This window comes from Rahnella sp. BIGb0236 (genome assembly GCF_004364755.1).
Taxonomy (GTDB): Bacteria; Pseudomonadota; Gammaproteobacteria; order Enterobacterales; family Enterobacteriaceae; genus Rahnella; species Rahnella victoriana.
Genome location: NZ_SOAO01000001.1, coordinates 723060 through 742048, shown reverse-complemented (window position 1 = coordinate 742048; position 18989 = coordinate 723060). Strand labels below are relative to the sequence as shown.

The following is an 18989-nucleotide window of genomic DNA, read 5'->3' as shown; positions in this document are numbered from 1 at the left end:
CACCATGAAAAAACAGCGTCCCTTCACTTACAGCCTGCTGGCCGTGCTGCTGGCCGGGGTTTCTACCACCAGCATGGCGGAAGAGAAATTTACCTTCCTGACCAACTGGTACGCGCAGGCGGAGCATGGCGGCTTTTACGAGGCGCAGGCCAAAGGGTTGTACAAAACCGCCGGTCTGGATGTCAGCATCAAAATGGGCGGCCCGCAGGTCAACGTGATGCAACTGATGGCGGCCGGACAAGCTGACTGCACGCTTGGCGATAACGGCCAGGCGCTGGAAACCTGGCAGGCGGGCGTACATGCGGTGACCGTCGCAACGGTGTTCCAGCATTCGCCGACGGTGTTTATCAGCCATGACAAAGTGGAGAAAGGTCAGGAGCTGAAAGACAAAACCTTCCTGCTGGCCACCGAGGCGTACACCTCTTTCTGGCCGTGGGCGAAGAGTGAACTGGGTCTGGCGAGCGCCAAAATCCGCCCGTACACCTTCAGCGTACAACCCTTCCTGGCGGACAATAATCTGGTGCAACAGGGTTATGTCACCTCCGAGCCTTTCTCTGTCGAAAAAGGCGGCAAACCGTTCTACGTCTACATGCTCAGCGACTGGGGTTATCCGCCGTACGGCAACTCGATTATTTGTATGGCCGACACCGTTAAAAAACGCCCGGCGGCGGTGGCTGCGTTCGTGAAAGCTTCGATGCAGGGCTGGAAGGAATACCTGCAGGATCCGACGGCGGGCAACGCGCTTATCACCAAAGACAACCCGCGTATGGGTGCCGATCAGATTGCTTTCGGCATCGCGCAGATGAAGAAGTATGAGCTGGTCACCGGCGGTGACGCACAGACCGGCGGTATCGGCATCATCACTGAACCGCGTCTGAAAAAGACCTGGGACATGCTGGTGAAAAACAAGCTGATCGACGCGGACAAAGTGCCGTTTGAACAGACTTATACCCTCGACATGATCAAAGACGCGAAGGTTATGCCATGAATTCAGCCCCTAAACTGACCGTGATGAGCGATATCCGCTCAGCCAATCCTCCGCCGGTTCCGGCTATTGAAGTGCTGTCGGCGGAGAAAATTTACAGTAACGGCACGCGCGCTCTTTTGCCGGTCAATCTGACCATCAACCAGGGGGAATTCGTCACCCTGCTCGGCCCGTCCGGCTGTGGCAAAAGTACCTTGCTAAAAATGGTCGCCGGGCTGACAGAACCCAGCGACGGCAAGCTGGTGCTGTGGCGTCGCGACAGCCGTGAAAAAACGCAGGTGCCGCTGTCTTTCGTGTTTCAGGAAGCCACGCTGATGCCGTGGAGCAATGTGCAGAATAACGTGCGTTTGCCGCTGGATCTGGCGGGCGTGCCGCGTGCCGAAGCCAACACCCGGGTCACCGAGGCGCTTGAACTGGTCGGGCTGGGGAAGTTTGCCCACGTCCTGCCGCGCGAGCTGTCAGGCGGCATGCAGATGCGTGTGTCGATTGCCCGCGGGCTGGTGACGCGCCCGAAACTGTTGCTGATGGATGAACCCTTTGGCGCACTCGATGAAATCACCCGCAACAAACTCGACAGCGACCTGCTGCGCCTGTGGCGGGAACAGGGGCTGACGGTGGTATTTGTCACGCACTCTATCCACGAAGCGGTGTTTCTGTCGCAGCGGGTGATCATGATGGCTGCCCGTCCGGGACGCGTGGTGGAAGATATTGCCATCACTGAGCCTTTCCCGCGCAGCGAAGATTTCCGCGTCAGTCCGGCGTTTTCACGTTATGCGAAGCAGTTGCAGGACAGCCTGCTGCAAGCCAGCCAATCAGGCAGGGAGTAACAGTATGCAAACTCAAAAATCCGTTCCGTGGATCAATAACCCAACGTTCCGCAAGGTGCTGTATCCGGCCGTGGTCGCCGTGGTGGTGATTTTACTGTGGCAGGGCTGGGTCAGTTATTTCAAAATCCCTCAGTTTCTGGTGCCTTCGCCGGGTGTGATGCTGCAAAGCCTGTGGACCAATTTCGGTTCGCTGATGATGTCGCTGCTGTTTACGCTGAAAATCACCCTGATTTCGTTTTTACTCTCGATTGTTATCGGCGCTGCCGTGGCGTTCGTGCTGGTGCAAAACCGCTTTGTCGAAACCGCGCTGTTCCCGTACATCGTGTTTTTGCAGGTGACGCCGATTGTGGCCATCGCGCCGCTGATCATTATCTGGGTCAAGGACACCACGCTGTCGCTGGTGGTGTGTTCGACGCTGATGGCAGTGTTCCCGATCATTTCCAATACCACGCAGGGCCTGCGCAGCGTATCGCCGGGTCTGCTGAGTTATTTCCAGCTTAACCGTGCCAGCCGTCTGCAAATCCTGATCCGCTTACGCATCCCTTCTGCCCTGCCGTATTTTTTCGGGGCGCTGCGCATTTCCAGCGGCCTGTCGCTGATCGGTGCCGTAGTCGCTGAATTCGTGGCGGGCACCGGCGGCAATAACACCGGTCTGGCCTATCAGATATTGCAGGCCGGATATCAGCTGGACATCCCGCTGATGTTTGCTGCGCTGCTGCTCATTTCACTCACCGGTATCGCGCTGTTTGGCGTGATGTCGTGGATTTCGCGCCGCGCCCTGAGCGCCTGGCATGAAAGCGAAGCCGTGCAATCTCATTAACCTCATCACTCAGGCAGGAAAAATATGGACAGTGAACAACGTCAACACGCGCTTGCCCTGATACAGCAGGCGCTCCCTGATCTCGACTGGACGTTACAGGCGCCCAAAGTGAAACGCCTCTCACGCGACTTTCACTGGTTCAGCCCGGTGCTGAAGCGGCAACTGGAAGATAAACAGGCCGACGCCGTGGTCAAACCGCGCAGTGAAGAAGAGCTGAGTTTACTGGTGCAGGCCTGCGTTAAACACCAGTTACCGTTGATTTTACGCGGCGGCGCGACCGGCAACTACGGCCAACTGGTCCCGCTGGAAGGCGGAATTCTGGTGGATATGACCGGCTTTAATCAGGTGTGTGAACTGGGCAACGGCGTGGTGCGGGCACAGGCGGGGATCCGCCTGGCCGAGATTGAAACCCTGACCCGTCCGGCGGGCTGGGAACTGCGCTGTATGCCGTCAACTTACCGGCTCGCCAGCCTCGGCGGCCTGTACGGCGGCGGCTTTGGCGGCATCGGCTCGATCAACTACGGTCCGCTCGGCGCGCCGGGCAACGTGCTCAGCGTCAAGGTCATGACTATGGAAGCCGAACCGCGCATTCTGCACGTTCCGGCTCCGCAGGCGCTGTTACTGCATCACGCCTATGGCAGCAACGGCATTGTGCTTGAGGTCGAACTGGCGCTGGCACCGGTTCATCAGTGGATTGAACGGCTGGATGTATTCGATGATTTCACCGATGCGCTGGATTACGCCAACGCCTTTGCCCGCTCGCCGGGGCTGGTGAAACGGCAGCTTGCGCTGTTCGCCGCGCCGATCCCATCATATTTCAGCCATCTGAACGGACATTATCTTGCCAGTCAGCACGCGGTAATCAGCGTGATTGCGCAGGAAAGCGAAGGGTTTTGCGCCCCTCTGCTGGAAAAATATCGCGGGCACAGCGCGGTGCGTCAGTTTGCCAGTGAAGCACGCGAGGCCAATGCTTCACTGATGGAATATTGCTGGAACCACACCACGCTGCACGCGCTGAAAATTGACAGCACGCTGACCTATCTGCAAACGGCGTTTAATTATACCCATTATCGTCAGCAGATTATCGATATGGCTGAAATGTTTGGCGACGAAGTTATTTCTCATATTGAATTCCTGCGTGACAATGACGGTAATATCACCGCCAGCGGTTTGCAATTAGTACGTTATTCCACCGAAGAAAGACTGAACGAAATAATGATGACCTTCCGTGATAATGACGTAAAAATAAATAACCCTCATGTCTTTCAGATAGAAGACGGCAAGCAGGGAGAAATAAAGCCCGACGTTGTTTCCGTCAAAAAATGTCTTGATCCCAGCGGGTTACTTAACCCCGGCAAGCTGCGCGGCTGGGATATGCGCGACACGCTGGAATTAGACAGCGATCCTCTTTTATTGACGGGTAAATATTGACTGTAAAATAAAAATAACTATTATCCTCCCCGCTTATTGATAACAACAAAATAAACGGGAAGGCAGCCGTTTGCGTGCGCCCTCATAAAAACAATTAACGGCAGTTTTGCTGCCGGAGAAACTTATTACATTTTTGACAGGAAGAGATTAATGAAAAGTAACACCTTCAACTTTGCGCTCACGTTAAGCGCAATTGTCGTGTCACAAGCGTTATTCATGAACCACGCGGTTGCGGCCATACCGGTCACGTCTGACTGCGGCACAGGCGCGGCAGATTCCCTGACCGAAATGTTCACCTGCGGCACGGTCAGCGGCAGCCTGCGCACCCTGTATTATTCCACCCATAATGCGTATTTCGTGCCGGGCTATTCTCAGGACACGGTCAGCTACGGCGGCAGCGTGAAATACGCCACGGCAGAATATTACGGCCTGAGTCTGGGCGTCAGCGGTATTCTTCAGCGCGGAATTTCACACAACGACGACCATCTGATCACCGAACTGGGTTCTAACCAGACCGGCGTGGGCGAAGCTTATCTGAGCTACCACTATCAGGACTTCCGCATCACCGCCGGTGATCAGCGTATTAATATTCCTTTCATCGGCGACTATGACTGGCGCATCACGCCGATCCTGTTCCGGGGTATCGACAGCAGCTACGGCGACAGCGACAACTTCCTGCATGCCACCAAAATCACCCGTTATAAACCGTGGGGCGACGATGAGTTCCTGAACACTACCGCTTATACCGACGCCGACGGCACCACCAACGGCATGTGGGGGATTGGCGGCGGCCGCGCCCTTAAATTTGATAACCAAAAACTGAACAGCCAGTTGTGGTACGAGGAGTATCACAACTACACCAAAATGGTGTACGCCGACAGTTTCCTGTCGTGGACGGACAGCCCTGCTCAGCCGAAGATCGGCATTCAGTTTATTCGCGGTGTGAGCGAAGGCAAGGCGCTGGCGGGCAACGTGAACAGCACCAGTTACGGCGCGCAGTTCGCGATGAATTTCACGCCGGTGCTGAAATGGTCACTGAATTACAACCATATTGCCGCCAATGGCGATGCTTACGGCAACGGCGCACTGGTGACACCTTACGCACATAACACCTCTTCCGGCCCGTACTTTGCGCAACCCTTCTTCACCAGCACACAGGATCTGGGCAGCGGCAACGCCTATTCAACCGATCTGAACTGGAGCGCGACCGACAGCATCTCTCTGGGCAGCCGTTATTCCTTTATGGATTTAACCCCGTCCAAAGGTGCCTCAAGCAGTAATCAGTCTGAATATCTGGTGTACGGTACCTACAGTTTCGGCGGCGTGCTCAAAGGGCTGAGCCTGACCGACTTTGCCGGTGTGCAAACCACCTCCACCTCCGACAAATCCTTCTGGCAAAACCGTCTGGCGCTGGAATATGATTTTTAAATAACGCTCAGCTTGCCTGCAAAACAAGGTGCACGTCTCTCCGCTCAACAAATGGTTGCCTTTGTTGAACGGAGAGACATTATATCCTTTTAAGGTTAAAGGAATTTTATGAGTGATTCTGCATGCACATCAATCGGGCTGCTCCTGTTTCCGGCTCTTACTCAGCTTGATCTTACCGGCCCTTATGAAGTTTTCGTAAGAGCGCCAAACACAAAGGTTCATCTCATCTGGAAAAACCTGGACCTCGTGGTTTCTGATCGTGGTATGGCTATACAGCCAACAACCACATTCAACGCATGTCCCGAACTGGATGTCATTTGTATCCCGGGTGGTCCAGGGCAGATTGACCTGATGGAGGACGAAGAAGTCCTTTCGTTTATCCGGACTCAAAGTCAACATGCAAAGCTGGTGACTTCGGTATGCACCGGGTCGCTTGTGTTGGGCGCAGCAGGGCTTCTGAAGGGATACAAAGCCACTACGCACTGGGCATCTCTGGATCAGCTCGCTTTGTTAGGTGCCGAGCCAGTAAGTGAGCGTGTAGTTCGTGACCGAAACCGTATAACTGGCGCAGGTGTGACTTCAGGTATCGATTTTGCTCTCAACGTCGTGTCAGAAATCTACGGATGTGATATCGCTCAGAATATTCAGCTGCATATGGAATACGACCCCGCACCTCCCTTTACCTGTGGCTCACCCCGCACGGCCTCTGAAGAACAGCTAAAAAAAGCACAGGAACAGGCTGCGCCATTTATTGAAAAAAGGCGGCAGGCTACTTTAAGAGCAGCAGCCAGACTTCAGAAATAAGGGCATAGCGGAAAAAGGTTATTTTCCTCTTCATTTTTCAACTTTTGACTTTGGCTGTGAGTTTAACCGATGGATGCAACACACTGATTGAACCGCTCAGCAGATTATTCAGCAAGGCATAAATAGCGGTGAGTTTAAAATAAAGAATGCTGAGATTGCAGCAGGAGTTGTACGTGATGCGGTAACCCTATTTGTCCATCCTGCATGAGTTGCTGAAGCTTCTCGTGCAGGTCTGAATAGGGAACGTCCACTGAAATACGTAATGAAAACGTTGATTATAGTTTTTACTCAGGGTTTAACTTATTGAATTTTCCGGGGTAATCGGGATAGCTTTTGAGTCAAAAAACCCAAGCTAAGACAGTAGCCCTGGGCTTCTGGCGAGATAATCGTCAAATTTACAGACCCAGCTCCGACAGACCCGGATGGTCATCCGGGCGACGCCCCAGGGGCCAGTGAAACTTGCGGTCACCTTCTTTGATAGGCATGTCATTGATACAGGCGAAGCGACGGTGCATCAGGCCATCTGCTTCAAACTCCCAGTTTTCATTCCCGTAAGAACGAAACCAATTACCTGAGTCGTCACGCCATTCATAAGCGTAGCGAACAGCAATGCGGTTGCTACCGAACGTCCACAACTCTTTAATGAGACGATACTCAAGTTCTTTGTTCCACTTACGTGTGAGGAATTCTTTGGCTTCTTCACGATTATTTGCAAACTCTGTTCGGTTACGCCATTTGGTCTCCATTGAGTACGCCAGCGATACTTTTTCGGCATCGCGGCTGTTCCAGCCATCTTCAGCGAGCCGAACTTTCTCAGTCGCCGATTCGTAAGTGAAAGGTGGAAGTGGCTGGCGAGTGTGTGTATCGGACATGGTAAAGCCTCCCGTAGAATTGGATATATAAATAGAAACAGTTGTGTTACTCAGGACTTAAGGAGAGACCTGTTCCAGCAAACGTTCCGCAACTTCCCTTGCACTGTCGGCGGCGCTGCTATCGCCCATCACATAGGCTATGGTGATTGCGCCCTCTATCAGAATCAGCAACTGTTTGGCCAGAACGACAGGTTGCTCAATGTTTAATTGCTCCGTGAGATCGAGCGTGTAATCCAGCAATTTTTGTTTATGCAGCTTTGCTATCTGACGAATGGGGTCGTTATGATCACCAACTTCTCCGGCTGTATTTATAAAAGCACAACCACGAAAGCCTTCTGAATCAAACCAGCCCCTGAGCACACTGAACATATTCAAAATGCGCTTCTGAGGAGTATCACCTTTATCAGATTCAGTTCTGAACCAGTGCATCCAGCGTTCATCACGTTCATTCAACGCGGCGGCTGCCACGTCATCCTTGTTCGCGAAATAGCGATAAATACTTTTCCTTGCTACGCCTGAGGTCTTGACCAGAAGGTCCATGCCTGTGGCATGAATTCCATTCCGATAAATCAATTGCTCAGCGGTAGTCAGGATTTTTTCGCGGGTATCTGTTGGCTTCTTGTTCATGAGACGAAGGTAGAACGATCGTTCTTCATGGTCAACAGTTTTCTTAAAAACAGGTATAAAAATGAAAAATACAGTCTTTGGGGGTTAAAGAACGGGTACCCATTTATGAATAAAGCGTGATTTGAAAATGTACCCTTTTGGCACAAAACTGCCCTGGCACCAGATAGGGCAGTATTGAGCGAGGAGCAGACCGTCACCAGAGGCTTGATTCCAGCAGCCCTGGATGGGCTATAAACTGCCGATAGCGCGCAACCGCTGCACTTATGCGACAGGTCATTGGTTCAGGAATGTTCAGAGACGACGAACAGACGTATAGCTTCATCAGCAATATCAGAGGAAAGAGAGGTGGATTGAGGGGCATCTGGATCGATCAGACCGGGAGTGATCAAAGGCAACGAAATTGCTGAAATCATCAAAGCAAAAGTCAGTGAGGGTTGATGACTTCTGATGATGCCTTTCTCCATCGCCAGTCTGATGACAGGCAGGCAGCTGTCACGAAACGGCGTAACCAGATGCAGGAGAAGGTATTCAAGCCGTTCGTCGCCCCTCGCCGCCTCGTTCAGCAGCAGCGAGGGAAACTCTGGAATTTCCACGCTGATAGCGGTCAGGTGACGGATAAACCGGCGAAACCCTTCGGCAGGATTGATACTGAACGAGTGTTCAATTGCACTAATTTCTTCAAGATGATGCCGTTGCTTATCCAGCAGATGTTCAAGAACCGCATTCCAGAGATCGGATTTTGAACCGAAAAGGCGCGCCACCAAAGCCATATCCACACCGGCTTCAGCTGCGATTTTTCGTAAAGATGTGCCGTCATAACCGTTTCGGGAAAAAAAACGTGTAGCGACGGGAAGAAGCGCTTCCCGCCCTGAAACTGCCCCGCCGGGGCGGCGCCCCCGTACTGAAGGTCTGTTGTCTTGTGAGCTCATGTGATTCCATTTTTGATAAGCATCGGACCGGACCGGTGCTTTTTACTGATCAAAATACCATGCCCATTTTACTCACAACCGGGATCTGAAGATAACTGTCATATTTTCCACCAAAATGAATGATATGCCGGCCTGCATTCCGGCTCACCGGGGTAGCTACCTGCTGTTCACTGACAAATGGCAGAAGCGTTGACGCCGGACCGCCGAGGGAAATACGTTTAATTTTCTCACCTGGCATAAAGGTTCCTCCGGAAGCTGGCAGTTCAATGACGGCAGAGCCAAACCCCATGTCAATACTTGTGGGTATTGGGCGGTGAGCGGCAATGGTCAGCACCAGTTTTTCACCTGCATGATAAAGCATGCTCATCGGCCAGATACCTATTTCCACAGGTACAATCTCCCCAGCGTGCAGCTTCTCTTCACGGATGTGCGTGTGGAACGGCTCTGTTTCAGTTGACAGCGTGGGATCAAGCGCGCGCTGGGAAACCCTCAGTAGACCTGATGCGACCACCGGTCCCTTCACGCCTTCTCCCAGCAGACGTTCAAACGGTTTTCCGTCTTTACTTCGTTTCTCAACGCCAATCTCAAGCTCCATATCATCAGCCCCCTGGGCTTCCACCCAGAGCTTCAGTTTCATGTAGCCTGTGAGCTCTGTATCCTGCGTGAAGGTAAAGTGAAGCTCCGTTTTTCCTTCACCGGAAACGTCATAGGACAGAGACGCCGGTATGTTCTGACCCAGAGGGCTGAGCTGCGCGCCGGAAGTAATAAACATTTTTTTCAGCTGAGTATGGGGCAGTGGCCAGCTGTCTTCAGTCCGGTCAACAATATCTGTACCGCCATCATCCAGAACGCAGATACGCACGCGGGGGGTGTTTTCCCAGCCGTTTTTTTGGCCCTTGAGATAATGGTCAAAAAACGCCAGAAGTTCCTGCGAATAGGCGGGCGTATAAAAATCCAGCCATTCGTTTGTGTTATTAACCCGCAGCCATTTTTCTTCTGAAGCTATCTGACGGTAACCGGCAAACGATCCGTGGGTATGAGCGTGATTGGTATAGCTTGCGACAACGTACGCCGGGATGCTGATACGCTCAAGCTTTACCTTTTTGTCTTCCCAGTAGCCATCCATCAGCTGTTTTTCCATAATCATCCGGGGCTGATCTTCGACAAGGTTCTCGCCGGCGAAAGATTTCAGTATGACTTCAGGAAATGCCGGCGCAGGTATTCCTCCGCGATTACCCGTTTCTCTGAAATGATCGACAAACCCTTCCCAGGGCGCGATAGCCGTGAGATGGGGAGGCTGCTCGGCTGCAATAAACCACTGCGAGACGGCAAGCCAGGAGTTCCCCGCCATACCCACTTTTCCACTTGACCATGACTGCTGCGCGGCCCATTCAATAAAATCATAACCGTCTTCAGCCAGCTGCCGCCCCCAGTAAGAGATATCACCTTCAGATTTATAAGCCCCACGTGGATCTGGATTCAGAATAACGTAACCTTCATTGACCCAGAAGGCCGGATCGGGGCCTTCAAACTTCTGAAGTTCTGAGACCCACTCCAGCGGCACGCCGGAGCGCTCGTGTATATCATCCAGCCACTGACCGCCTATCTCTTTTCCATAGGGACTCCATGCTACCAGAGCCGGGTATTTTCCTTCCGCTACCGGCCGAAAAACATCCGTATAAATGGTTGTTCCATCACGCATTTTAAGAGCCACGTCCTGCTCAAAGATGATGTCGCAGGGCAGTGGTTTTGCCCCTTCACGCCGGACGGTCCCTTTTTTGAGCAGAGTCGTGCCCGGAGCAAAACCGGGATAGCGAGCGCGGGGAGCATTAAGAGGCAGCGGACGCCGATACCAGACAGGATAAGCGCTGTCGCCATAAATTTTTGTATTTTGCACGATACGATTCCCGTTTGTACTGCCGCTCTGAGCAAATGCCAGTCGCGGCAACATCATATGTGTCACGGCCATTCCCACTGCACCCGCCAGTAGCGAGCGTCGTGAAACTTCCAGGCCAGCTGGTTTCATTTTATTCATCACACTCCCCATAAATCATCAGTTGATGATTTAATTTTAAAGCGCATTGTCTACAAGTCAATCTGCTTGGTGCCGGAACACGACGAGACCGCATTTTGTGCAAAAAAAAAGCCAGCTTCCGCTGGCCTGACTTGTTAAATCTCTATGACAATTTTACCCGTGTGCTTACCGGCAAGCTGATGCCGGAATGCGTCCTGCAGCTCCCCGAGCGGCAAAACTTTATCAATAACGGGACGTACATCAGAGGCTTCAAAAGCGCGGATCATCTCTTTCTGATGTTCACGACTTCCAACGGTGATGCCCCGGACGGTTAGCTGCTTGCCCATTATTGCCGCCGTAGGGACTTCTCCGGCAATGCCGGTAAATACGCCAATAAGCGTAATCTGGCCGCCTATGCGCGCTGCGGCAATTGACTGAGCCAGCGTGCCGGGGCCGCCAATTTCAATGACATGATCAACCCCCCGTCCACCGGTGAGCTCGAAGACTTTTTTACCCCAATGCGGCTCTTTACGGTAATTAACTACACCGGCAACACCCTGATCACGCAGCCAGGCCATTTTTTCTTCAGAGGAAGACGTGCCCCAGACCCGGGCTCCGGTCATTTTTGCCAGCTGCAGGGCAAAAACGGATACGCCCCCGGTGCCCAGAATAAGAACATCTTCCCCCGGGCGCAGATTGCCTTCGGTAATCAAAGCCCGCCAGGCCGTCAGTGCTGCGGTAGGGAGCGTTGACGCCTCGGCATGCGTCCATCCTGCGGGGGAATGCGTGAAGAAACGGGCGGGACGGACAACGTATTCCGTGGCATAGCCATCAATGCCGTCTCCGGGCGTTCGGCTGAAACCGGCGAGTGGGCACTCTCCTTTGTCCCAATCCGGAAAAAATGTTGATACCACCGCATCCCCGGGTTGAAAATCTGTGACGCCTTCTCCGACGCTTTCGATGGTTCCAGCGCCGTCAGACATCAGGATACGACCCGCCTGCGCGGGCAGGATACCCGCAGCGACGTTGTAATCGTGAAAGTTAAGCGAGACATTATGAATGCGGACGCGTATTTCACCTTTGCCTGGCTGGCCCGGATCGGTAACGTCTGTAAAGGCGATATTATCTACGCCCGCTTCATTGCCAAGGAGTACAGCTTTCATCGTGAAGGTTTTCCCCGTATCCGATAGAGTAAACTATGACTTTAGCCTTCTTTAACGTCCAGGATAAGTACCTACAAAAATGTCTGTATTCTCTGAATCTGCTGATGTAAAAAAAAATGTGCTGGCGACCCGGTTACGCAACGGAGAAACATTTGATGCGACGTGTCCTTCCAGAAGGCTGCTCAGTCACCTGACAAGCCGGTGGGGAACCCTGACGCTGATAACTCTCATGGATGGTACTCATCGTTTTGGGGAGCTGAAACGTAAAATGGGCGGAATTACCGACAGGATGTTGATAAAAACGCTGCAGGAACTCGAAAGCGCGTCCCTGGTCCACAGAAAGGTTTATCCCGTTTTACCGCCTCATACTGAATATGCGCTCACCGCTCCGGGACGGGAGGCTGCGGCACATATTGAAAGGCTGACCGACTGGATCAGTAACCACATTGACGGCACATGAAGCCGGACGGTGAGTTATGTATAGGGTGCGACTCTGGCCGGCGCGCGAAATTTTATAAACACTGAAAATAACGCACCGATTACCGCAGCGGATAAAAATACGTTTGAAGTGGTACCCGGAAGATAAGCCATGAACGCGGACAAAAACTGCCCAAGAAAGATAGCCATTGATAGCCGTGCCAGATTTCTTCCGCGCACAGCGTTACTGCTGAGTTCGACAATAAGGTGATTTACCAGGGGAACGGAAAAACCGAATCCCAGTCCCAGTGCGATTCCCCCGGGGATAAGGAAAGGCATGGAAGTCGCAAAAGCAAAGATCAGATGAGCAAGCGCGTAAAAGCCGAAAGCAATGGATAAGGTTGAAAAATCACTGTAACGGCTTACCAGCTTGGGCATCAGCCAGGCCCCACAGACGGCAACCAGAGAAACAAATGAGAGAAAATATCCCGTCTGAGACTCGGTGTTTCCCATTTTGTGCAGGTGCAGGGGTAAGACAACAATGGCGGTAAAGAAGACAATCATGGACATCAGCGCGGCTGCCCAGGTCATCAGAACGGCTGGTGAAGTGGCACCGTGGCTGACATCCGTTTTAATCTGTTCAGACTCCGCTCTGTTGTCAGGTCGCGGAACAAACATCAGTACCATCAGCAGCATCAGCCAGGCAAATAAATAGAGCGCGAACGGCCAGCGCCACCCTGCAGCGGCAAGTAACCCGCCGATAAACAGGAATATGACGCCGCCCAGCTCAATCGACATACCCTGCCGCGCAATCATCTTCATACGTTCTGGCCCATTATAAAATACTGAAATCAGACCCGTTCCTGCAGTCATGATCAGCGCCGTCGCCCCTCCCAGCAGGAAGCGATCGGCAAAGACTGTAATGTAACCGGAAAGAAATGCACCGGCTGAACCTAACAAGCCGTACAGGAAAAGCCCGAGGCACAGTGCCCTGTAAAGCCCCGCCCGTTCCATGAATTTACCGGCAAGTGGTCCAAGCAGCACCACTCCCAGAGACGGTAGGGTAACAAGCCAGCTCTCTGCACCTTTCACGTTCAGCGCATCAGAAATACTGGTCAGTCCCGGCACGATTACGCATCCCACCATAATTGTCAGGCAGGCCACGGCCAGAAGCGTAACCCCCCCAATTTTATTTATCTGTAACATAAATCGCTCCATAATGACCGATATTCGGACGATAGCGTCCGACATTCGGATATAGTATTCTGGCTTCTATCCGATGATGTCAATGCGCAAAATGTAAGTTGAAAGTAAGGAGTCTCCATGCCGGCCAAATCTGCTGATTCAGGTACAAGTGTTATCGTTCGGGCAGCTCTGCTGCTGCGGACGCTTGAAGAACATCCTCGAGGGCTGACGATCGCCGCTTTGTCGCGTTATACCGGAATGCCGCGTACGACGGTACACCGGCTGGTCAGTTCACTGGAGGCTGAAGAACTTTTACTGAGTGCGGCAGGTTTTATCCGGCTGGGTCCTGCGCTGACAAGACTTGCGGCTTCAGCGCATACGGATGTGGTTGCTCTGGCGCGTACGCCTATGGAAATGCTGGGACGCCGGACGCGGGAAACCGTCGATCTCAGCGTTATGCGTGGTGCCCATGCGCTGCTCATCAGCCAGTATGCTTCCGATCAGGAGTTGCGTGTCATTTCACCGGTTGGAACAGCCTTCCCTGGCCACTGTACTGCTCCGGGAAAAGCGCTGCTTGCCCGTCTGGAAGACGAGCAGATAGTATCGTTTTATAGCCATACGCCTGAAATCAGGACGCAAAAATCATTAAGCAACGTGGAAGATATTCTTAATGAAGTCGCCAAAGTTCGAAAGGCGGGACATGCGGTAGATTATCAAGAACATGCGCAGGGTGTATGCGGCCTCAGCGTTCATATACAGTCTTCTCTGAGCGAGTTGTATGCTGTCTCCGTTGCCGTGCCGTCCCTGCGGTTTGAGGAAAAAAAGGAGTTTCTCATCGTATCTCTGATGAAATGCAAAGCGGAAATTGAAGCTATGATTTCAGGCTGATTATTTTATATAAGAGTGTCAGTAACGTCCGCTACTGGCACTAAGAGGACGCGCAGGCCAGGTCCGCTATAAGCGAAATTGGCACACCTTTTTATCAGCCATTTGCATTGTATATCGCTAATTCATTCGCGATAACATCGATCAGCTTTGTTACCCGACGAGGTTGAACGGGGGCTGGCGAGTAAACGATATGCAATGCAGTGGGTGAAGGGGCGTAGGCCGCCAAAACTTCGACGAGCCTGCCACAAGCAAGATCATCCTCAACATCCCAGATGGACTTTTTACACAGCCCATGTCCCTGCAATGCCCACTGTTTGATTAACTGGCCATTGTTGGTTGTCCGCTGTCCGTTAACTGAGACGGCATAGGGTGCTCCATGGTTTTGAAATGACCAAGTACGCTCGATTCCCTGCGTAAAGCGCATCATGATGCATTCGTGATTTAAGAGATCATCGGGGTGTAATGGAATGCCTTTACGGCTCAAATAATCGGGAGACCCGCAAATCAAACGACGATTTACCCCAATCGGCCTGGCTTTGAGTGTGGTGTTAGAAAATGTTCCATAACGTATGGCGAAATCGACTCCCTGACTCACCAGATCAACAAAACTGTCGGTCAGGTTGAGATCAAGGGTGACATCGGGATGACGGGCAAGGAACCGATCGAGAATGGGCACAACACGGGTTTGTCCTAAATCGACGGGCGCGGTGATTTTGATCGGGCCAGATATTTTTTGTGTTCCTGATTTGATGCGGCTTTCAAGTTCATCGGCCTCGGCCAGCAGTCGGCGTGCACCTATCGCGAAAATTCTTCCCTCTTCAGTAAGGCTTAACGAACGGGTCGTTCGCGCCAGGAATCTCGTCTCGTAATAAGACTCCAACATCATCAGACGTTCAGACACAGAAGCTGGAGAAAGTCCAAGTTCACGTCCTGCTGCTGACAGGGTGCCCTTTTCAACAATCATAAGGAACAACTTCAAATTTTCTAACATTATTCGGAATTCTCGAAATATACATTCGTTATTGCACCACTTATCAATAATTTCCGCAAGGTTTACACTCATTCTCCTTAAGAAAAAATTGAATAAGATTGGGACATGATTTGACGACACAAACGACGCTGCACCCTGACACTGCCCCCAAAATGGCAAGCTTAAAGACTTCCACTGTCATCCTGTTTGCTTTTGCCTGCGGGGCCACTACCGCGAATGTTTATTACTCGCAATCAATCGCCGGATTGATTGCAAGCAGTATGCATCTCCCGGCGAGTCTCGCGGGGCTGATTGTCACTACCACCCAGCTTGGCTATGGCATGGGTCTGTTTTTTCTGGTTTGCCTGGCCGATTTGATTGAGAACCGTCGGTTAGTATTGATGACCACCGCGGGTACTATCGTTAGCCTGATTGGCGTAGCGATCAGTTCTGGTCCCGCAGCGTTGGTGGTCACTTCGTTTTCGCTTGGAGTTTGTACCGTAGGCAGTCAGGTCCTGGTGCCGCTTGCGGTTCATCTTTCGCCGGAGCCTAAACGAGGGAAAATTATCGGCAATATCATGTTCGGATTGGTCTCTGGCATTATGCTGTCTCGCCCCTTAGCGAGTTTTTTGGCAGGCTATTGGGGATGGCGATCCATCTTTGTCTTCTCAGCGGCTTTGATGCTCGGTACCTTCGTGCTAATGATGCGCGCGTTACCGCAATGGCATCCTCAATCGAAGCGAAATTATTGGGCTACGCTGCGCTCAATGCTTAACTTACTGATAACTTCCAGAACTCTGCAACGCCGGGCGGCCTATCAGGGTACGATGTTCGGCATATTTAATATGTTTTGGGCTGCCGCTCCTCCCATGCTACATCTGCGTTTTGGTCTCGCCCAAGCGGGAATTGCTGCCTTTGCGCTGGCGGGAGCGGCAGGCGCACTTTCAGCTCCCGTGGCAGGTAAAGTTGCAGACCGTGGGGGGGCAAAAATCGGCACCGGTGTAGTGATCGGTTGCGCGGGTATTGCGCTACTGATGAGTGGCTGGGGGCACGCGGAAGATTCATTGATGATTTTGGTCTTCGCCGCAATAATTCTCGATGCCGCAACACAGGCGAATCAGGTCTTTGGCCAGCGAGCCATCCAGAGTCTGGATACCGGGGCGCGGGGAAGGCTAAATGCGGCTTATATGACCGTCATTTTCATTTGTGGTGCAGTGGGTTCGGCGCTGGGTTCATTTACTTTTTATCATGGCGACTGGAGTGCGATCGCGGTGGTCGGAGCATGTTTGGCAATGGCAATTCTGCTGGTCTTTATGACTGAACTGCTCGCAAGTAAATCTGCATAAATCTTGACTCTGCTATTGTCAGCATGCTGATTTTCTATAAAAGCGCAGATTGGCTTAAAGAAAGGCTCAGCGGGTGCTAATAACAAGCTGAGCGGCATTTTCCCAGCTGATTCTGAATACAGGGGCATTATCTGATGAAGGCATATCAGATACGGTATGCTCGGTAATAACTCCGCCCAGCCTTTGGTAAAAACTGGTTGCCCTGACGTTATCTTCAAAAACCCACAGGTAAAGCGGTGACTTAGCATCTTCGCTGCATACCCACTCTGCTGCCTGATGGAGCAATTTTTTTCCTGCACCCTGGCCTCGCAGTGCAGAACTGACATGCAGGCTGTCAATGTACGCCCCCCATTGCGTATCCTTCTTTAGCATTACACATATAAACCCTTCAATGTTCTCTTCATTTTCTGCGACAAAGACAGCCACATCTCGGTTGCTCTGATTCAACAGAGACTGCCAGTGGCAAAAGCGCTCATTTTGCGCATGATTTTCGAGAAAATCTGAAGACATCACATTTCCATAGGTATCACGCCATCCGGCTGCGTGGAGATGTGCAATTGCCCCGGCGTCACTGTATTGAGCTTCTCTTAACTGAATCACGTATGTGCCTTGTCTGAAATCATTATGAGGAAAAAGCGATTATGCCCTGGCAATTAGATGAATATTTATCGTAGAAAACAAGACGTAATTACCAAATTGTCACCATTACGGGAACGTCCGTTTCTGTCACAGGGCTGATGTTGCAGCCCTGATAACTTAAATTGCTTTCCTTTGCGGGTCAGTGGGTGCCAACAAAGCCCGGCAACATTCAGGAAACATATTTGTTGAATCCGGTAAATCTCAGTGCTAAAACAAAAGAACAGTTTTTTAAGATTCGTTGTGTTTCCTGTTCCTGATACCCAACCCATAAGAGACACTCAGAAAATGATTAAGTCAGTTCATCCAGCGACAACCGTTACCACCACCGGAACTTTCGGCGGCGTGGGCGTATCTGTGACTGGCTCCTGACAAAACAGACTCTCACTCCCCGCCAAACCGGACGGGGAAGAAAACTTCTCCGTTCATGACTTACTGAATGGAGATACATCATGATTTCATCTGGAAATGCGCTTTTAGTTATCGATATGCAGCAGGGACTTTTCCGTGGCCCTGCCTCACCGTATTTTGCAGACTCGGTTCTGTCTAACATCTGCCTGATGATTGAAAAAGCGAGGCAGGCGAAGGTGCCCGTATTTTTTGCCCGCCACACCGGACCTGATGATTCTCATTTCTCTGAGCAAAGTCCGTTAACACAACTGATACCCGAAATGAATGTGAACGCTGAGCACGACGTCGTGTTTATCAAAAAGTACCCCAACTGTTTCCGGGATACGAACCTGCAGCATCAGCTCAGCCAGCGAGGGGTTAAGGAACTGGTTATCACCGGGATGAAAACAGAATTCTGTGTGGACACTACCTGCCGGGCAGCACCGGAACTGGGATTCCGCACCGTGCTGATTTCAGATGCGCACACGACAATGGATAACAATTACCTGTCCGCAAATGAAATCATCAGCCACCACAACGTCACTCTGGCTGGCCCGTTTGTGTCGCTCGCGACAGCAAATGACTGGACCTTTCACTCTGAGAAATGAGTTGAGATTGAGAGCCGCCCTTAGGGCGACTAAGGTGCTTAAAGTCCGCTTCTGGCACTAAGCGGACATTTGTCTGCGAATTGCACGACAGGCTGGCGTGCAGTGCGAAACCGTTCCGGTGAGCGCCGCCCCCCATTTAATGGCCAATGCCTCGACCGCCATCTGCGACTCAACTAATCGTTTTCATCGTATCGCTCGCGATTCTCATGGATCAGCGAAATGTGCAGGCGTGCCCATTGGGCCAATTGGCGCACGGGTTCTGAAAGTGACTTTCCAAGATCGGTAAGCGCATATTCCACTTGTGGAGGAGAAGTAGAGCAGACTGTGCGCAATATCATGCCATCACGCTCCAGGGCCTTCAGGGTCCGCGTCAGCATTTGCTGCGAAATATTACCTACTTGACGCTTGATGTCGTTAAAACGCCGCGGCTGCTCCTGAAGTGTCACGACTACCTGCATAGTCCATCTATCACCCACGCGACTGAGAACTTCATTCACCCTACGGCAATCTGTTTGAGGATCTAACGGTGCGGTCACACTCATATGACTTAGTCCTAAAAATATGCGTTTTCGCTGTTCAACGGAAAATAACATACTTAAATCCGGTCAACAATTCTGACTGCGGTGCGACGCTTTACCAGGTACCGGAC

The 18989-nt window shown here is 51.9% G+C and carries 19 protein-coding genes; 10 read left to right on the top strand and 9 right to left on the bottom strand.

The window, feature by feature from the left end; genetic code table 11:
• The first annotated feature begins 4 nt into the window (after positions 1-4).
• The 6 genes from EDF78_RS03230 (at position 5) to EDF78_RS03205 (ending at position 6295) form a co-directional block, all read left to right on the top strand.
• A complete protein-coding gene (locus EDF78_RS03230; protein WP_133822526.1) occupies positions 5-988 on the top strand; it encodes an ABC transporter substrate-binding protein in 984 nt (327 codons plus the stop codon).
• Positions 985-1812, top strand: a complete 828-nt coding sequence (locus tag EDF78_RS03225; protein ID WP_095925568.1) for an ABC transporter ATP-binding protein — start codon at positions 985-987, stop codon at positions 1810-1812. Before EDF78_RS03230 ends, EDF78_RS03225 begins: the two co-directional genes overlap by 4 nt.
• Before the next feature lie 4 nt (positions 1813-1816).
• Complete coding sequence (locus tag EDF78_RS03220) at positions 1817-2632, top strand: ABC transporter permease (protein WP_095925567.1); 816 nt, start codon at positions 1817-1819, stop codon at positions 2630-2632.
• Positions 2633-2656: 24 nt separating this feature from the next.
• Positions 2657-4063 (top strand): FAD-binding oxidoreductase, encoded by a 1407-nt coding sequence (locus tag EDF78_RS03215; protein WP_133822525.1) that lies wholly within the window; start codon positions 2657-2659, stop codon positions 4061-4063.
• Between the two features lie 150 nt (positions 4064-4213).
• Positions 4214-5491, top strand: a complete 1278-nt coding sequence (locus EDF78_RS03210; protein WP_133822524.1) for a TonB-dependent receptor — start codon at positions 4214-4216, stop codon at positions 5489-5491.
• Between the two features lie 108 nt (positions 5492-5599).
• On the top strand, positions 5600-6295 hold the full coding sequence (locus EDF78_RS03205) for a DJ-1/PfpI family protein (RefSeq protein WP_133822523.1): 696 nt from the start codon (positions 5600-5602) through the stop codon (positions 6293-6295).
• 395 nt (positions 6296-6690) lie between these two features.
• Here the strand turns inward: EDF78_RS03205 and EDF78_RS03200 are convergent, their stop codons facing one another.
• The 5 genes from EDF78_RS03200 to EDF78_RS03180 all read right to left on the bottom strand — a co-directional run bounded on the left by EDF78_RS03200 (position 6691) and on the right by EDF78_RS03180 (position 11900).
• A complete protein-coding gene (locus tag EDF78_RS03200) occupies positions 6691-7167 on the bottom strand; it encodes a DUF1348 family protein (RefSeq protein WP_095925564.1) in 477 nt (158 codons plus the stop codon).
• Positions 7168-7224: 57 nt separating this feature from the next.
• The gene (locus EDF78_RS03195) at positions 7225-7794 is read right to left on the bottom strand and encodes a TetR/AcrR family transcriptional regulator (RefSeq protein ID WP_095925563.1); all 570 of its coding nucleotides are present in this window, start codon (positions 7792-7794) and stop codon (positions 7225-7227) included.
• A gap of 281 nt (positions 7795-8075) precedes the next feature.
• Positions 8076-8723 (bottom strand): TetR/AcrR family transcriptional regulator, encoded by a 648-nt coding sequence (locus tag EDF78_RS25915; RefSeq protein WP_095925562.1) that lies wholly within the window; start codon positions 8721-8723, stop codon positions 8076-8078.
• 49 nt (positions 8724-8772) lie between these two features.
• Positions 8773-10758, bottom strand: coding sequence for a CocE/NonD family hydrolase (locus EDF78_RS03185; RefSeq protein WP_208294457.1), 1986 nt, complete (start codon positions 10756-10758; stop codon positions 8773-8775).
• Positions 10759-10892: 134 nt separating this feature from the next.
• Entirely contained in the window at positions 10893-11900 is a 1008-nt protein-coding gene (locus EDF78_RS03180; RefSeq protein WP_095925561.1) for an NAD(P)-dependent alcohol dehydrogenase, read from the bottom strand.
• A gap of 79 nt (positions 11901-11979) precedes the next feature.
• Here EDF78_RS03180 and EDF78_RS03175 point away from each other — a divergent pair, with 79 nt between their 5' ends.
• Positions 11980-12360 carry a helix-turn-helix domain-containing protein gene (locus tag EDF78_RS03175; RefSeq protein WP_095925560.1) on the top strand — a complete coding sequence of 127 codons (381 nt, stop codon included), beginning with the start codon at positions 11980-11982 and terminating at the stop codon, positions 12358-12360.
• 14 nt (positions 12361-12374) lie between these two features.
• On the opposite strand, the gene EDF78_RS03170 is transcribed toward EDF78_RS03175, so the two are convergent.
• Positions 12375-13523, bottom strand: a complete 1149-nt coding sequence (locus EDF78_RS03170; protein ID WP_133822522.1) for an MFS transporter — start codon at positions 13521-13523, stop codon at positions 12375-12377.
• A gap of 117 nt (positions 13524-13640) precedes the next feature.
• Here EDF78_RS03170 and EDF78_RS03165 point away from each other — a divergent pair, with 117 nt between their 5' ends.
• A complete protein-coding gene (locus EDF78_RS03165; protein WP_119824610.1) occupies positions 13641-14390 on the top strand; it encodes an IclR family transcriptional regulator in 750 nt (249 codons plus the stop codon).
• Positions 14391-14484: 94 nt separating this feature from the next.
• Here the strand turns inward: EDF78_RS03165 and EDF78_RS03160 are convergent, their stop codons facing one another.
• Positions 14485-15381 carry a LysR family transcriptional regulator gene (locus EDF78_RS03160; protein WP_133822521.1) on the bottom strand — a complete coding sequence of 299 codons (897 nt, stop codon included), beginning with the start codon at positions 15379-15381 and terminating at the stop codon, positions 14485-14487.
• Between the two features lie 110 nt (positions 15382-15491).
• Here EDF78_RS03160 and EDF78_RS03155 point away from each other — a divergent pair, with 110 nt between their 5' ends.
• Positions 15492-16706: an MFS transporter gene (locus tag EDF78_RS03155; RefSeq protein ID WP_133822520.1), complete on the top strand. Its 1215-nt coding sequence runs from the start codon at positions 15492-15494 to the stop codon at positions 16704-16706.
• A 66-nt stretch (positions 16707-16772) separates the two neighbouring features.
• Here the strand turns inward: EDF78_RS03155 and EDF78_RS03150 are convergent, their stop codons facing one another.
• Positions 16773-17306 carry a GNAT family N-acetyltransferase gene (locus tag EDF78_RS03150; RefSeq protein ID WP_133822519.1) on the bottom strand — a complete coding sequence of 178 codons (534 nt, stop codon included), beginning with the start codon at positions 17304-17306 and terminating at the stop codon, positions 16773-16775.
• 488 nt (positions 17307-17794) lie between these two features.
• Between EDF78_RS03150 and EDF78_RS03145 the strand changes: the two genes are divergently transcribed.
• On the top strand, positions 17795-18340 hold the full coding sequence (locus tag EDF78_RS03145; protein ID WP_119824616.1) for a cysteine hydrolase family protein: 546 nt from the start codon (positions 17795-17797) through the stop codon (positions 18338-18340).
• Positions 18341-18513: 173 nt separating this feature from the next.
• Here the strand turns inward: EDF78_RS03145 and EDF78_RS03140 are convergent, their stop codons facing one another.
• Positions 18514-18933, bottom strand: a complete 420-nt coding sequence (locus EDF78_RS03140) for a helix-turn-helix domain-containing protein (RefSeq protein WP_233432938.1) — start codon at positions 18931-18933, stop codon at positions 18514-18516.
• Positions 18934-18989: the final 56 nt, after the last annotated feature.

Coding starts and splice junctions, on each gene's coding strand:
- EDF78_RS03145 (WP_119824616.1), top strand. CDS start 17,795: ATGATTTCATCTGGAAATGCGCTTTTAGTTATCGATATGCAGCAGGGA.
- EDF78_RS03185 (WP_208294457.1), bottom strand. CDS start 10,758: ATGAATAAAATGAAACCAGCTGGCCTGGAAGTTTCACGACGCTCGCTA.
- EDF78_RS03170 (WP_133822522.1), bottom strand. CDS start 13,523: ATGTTACAGATAAATAAAATTGGGGGGGTTACGCTTCTGGCCGTGGCC.
- EDF78_RS03225 (WP_095925568.1), top strand. CDS start 985: ATGAATTCAGCCCCTAAACTGACCGTGATGAGCGATATCCGCTCAGCC.
- EDF78_RS03220 (WP_095925567.1), top strand. CDS start 1,817: ATGCAAACTCAAAAATCCGTTCCGTGGATCAATAACCCAACGTTCCGC.
- EDF78_RS03205 (WP_133822523.1), top strand. CDS start 5,600: ATGAGTGATTCTGCATGCACATCAATCGGGCTGCTCCTGTTTCCGGCT.
- EDF78_RS03140 (WP_233432938.1), bottom strand. CDS start 18,933: ATGTTATTTTCCGTTGAACAGCGAAAACGCATATTTTTAGGACTAAGT.
- EDF78_RS03215 (WP_133822525.1), top strand. CDS start 2,657: ATGGACAGTGAACAACGTCAACACGCGCTTGCCCTGATACAGCAGGCG.
- EDF78_RS03160 (WP_133822521.1), bottom strand. CDS start 15,381: ATGTTAGAAAATTTGAAGTTGTTCCTTATGATTGTTGAAAAGGGCACC.
- EDF78_RS03180 (WP_095925561.1), bottom strand. CDS start 11,900: ATGAAAGCTGTACTCCTTGGCAATGAAGCGGGCGTAGATAATATCGCC.
- EDF78_RS03230 (WP_133822526.1), top strand. CDS start 5: ATGAAAAAACAGCGTCCCTTCACTTACAGCCTGCTGGCCGTGCTGCTG.
- EDF78_RS03195 (WP_095925563.1), bottom strand. CDS start 7,794: ATGAACAAGAAGCCAACAGATACCCGCGAAAAAATCCTGACTACCGCT.
- EDF78_RS25915 (WP_095925562.1), bottom strand. CDS start 8,723: ATGAGCTCACAAGACAACAGACCTTCAGTACGGGGGCGCCGCCCCGGC.
- EDF78_RS03210 (WP_133822524.1), top strand. CDS start 4,214: ATGAAAAGTAACACCTTCAACTTTGCGCTCACGTTAAGCGCAATTGTC.
- EDF78_RS03200 (WP_095925564.1), bottom strand. CDS start 7,167: ATGTCCGATACACACACTCGCCAGCCACTTCCACCTTTCACTTACGAA.
- EDF78_RS03175 (WP_095925560.1), top strand. CDS start 11,980: ATGTCTGTATTCTCTGAATCTGCTGATGTAAAAAAAAATGTGCTGGCG.
- EDF78_RS03165 (WP_119824610.1), top strand. CDS start 13,641: ATGCCGGCCAAATCTGCTGATTCAGGTACAAGTGTTATCGTTCGGGCA.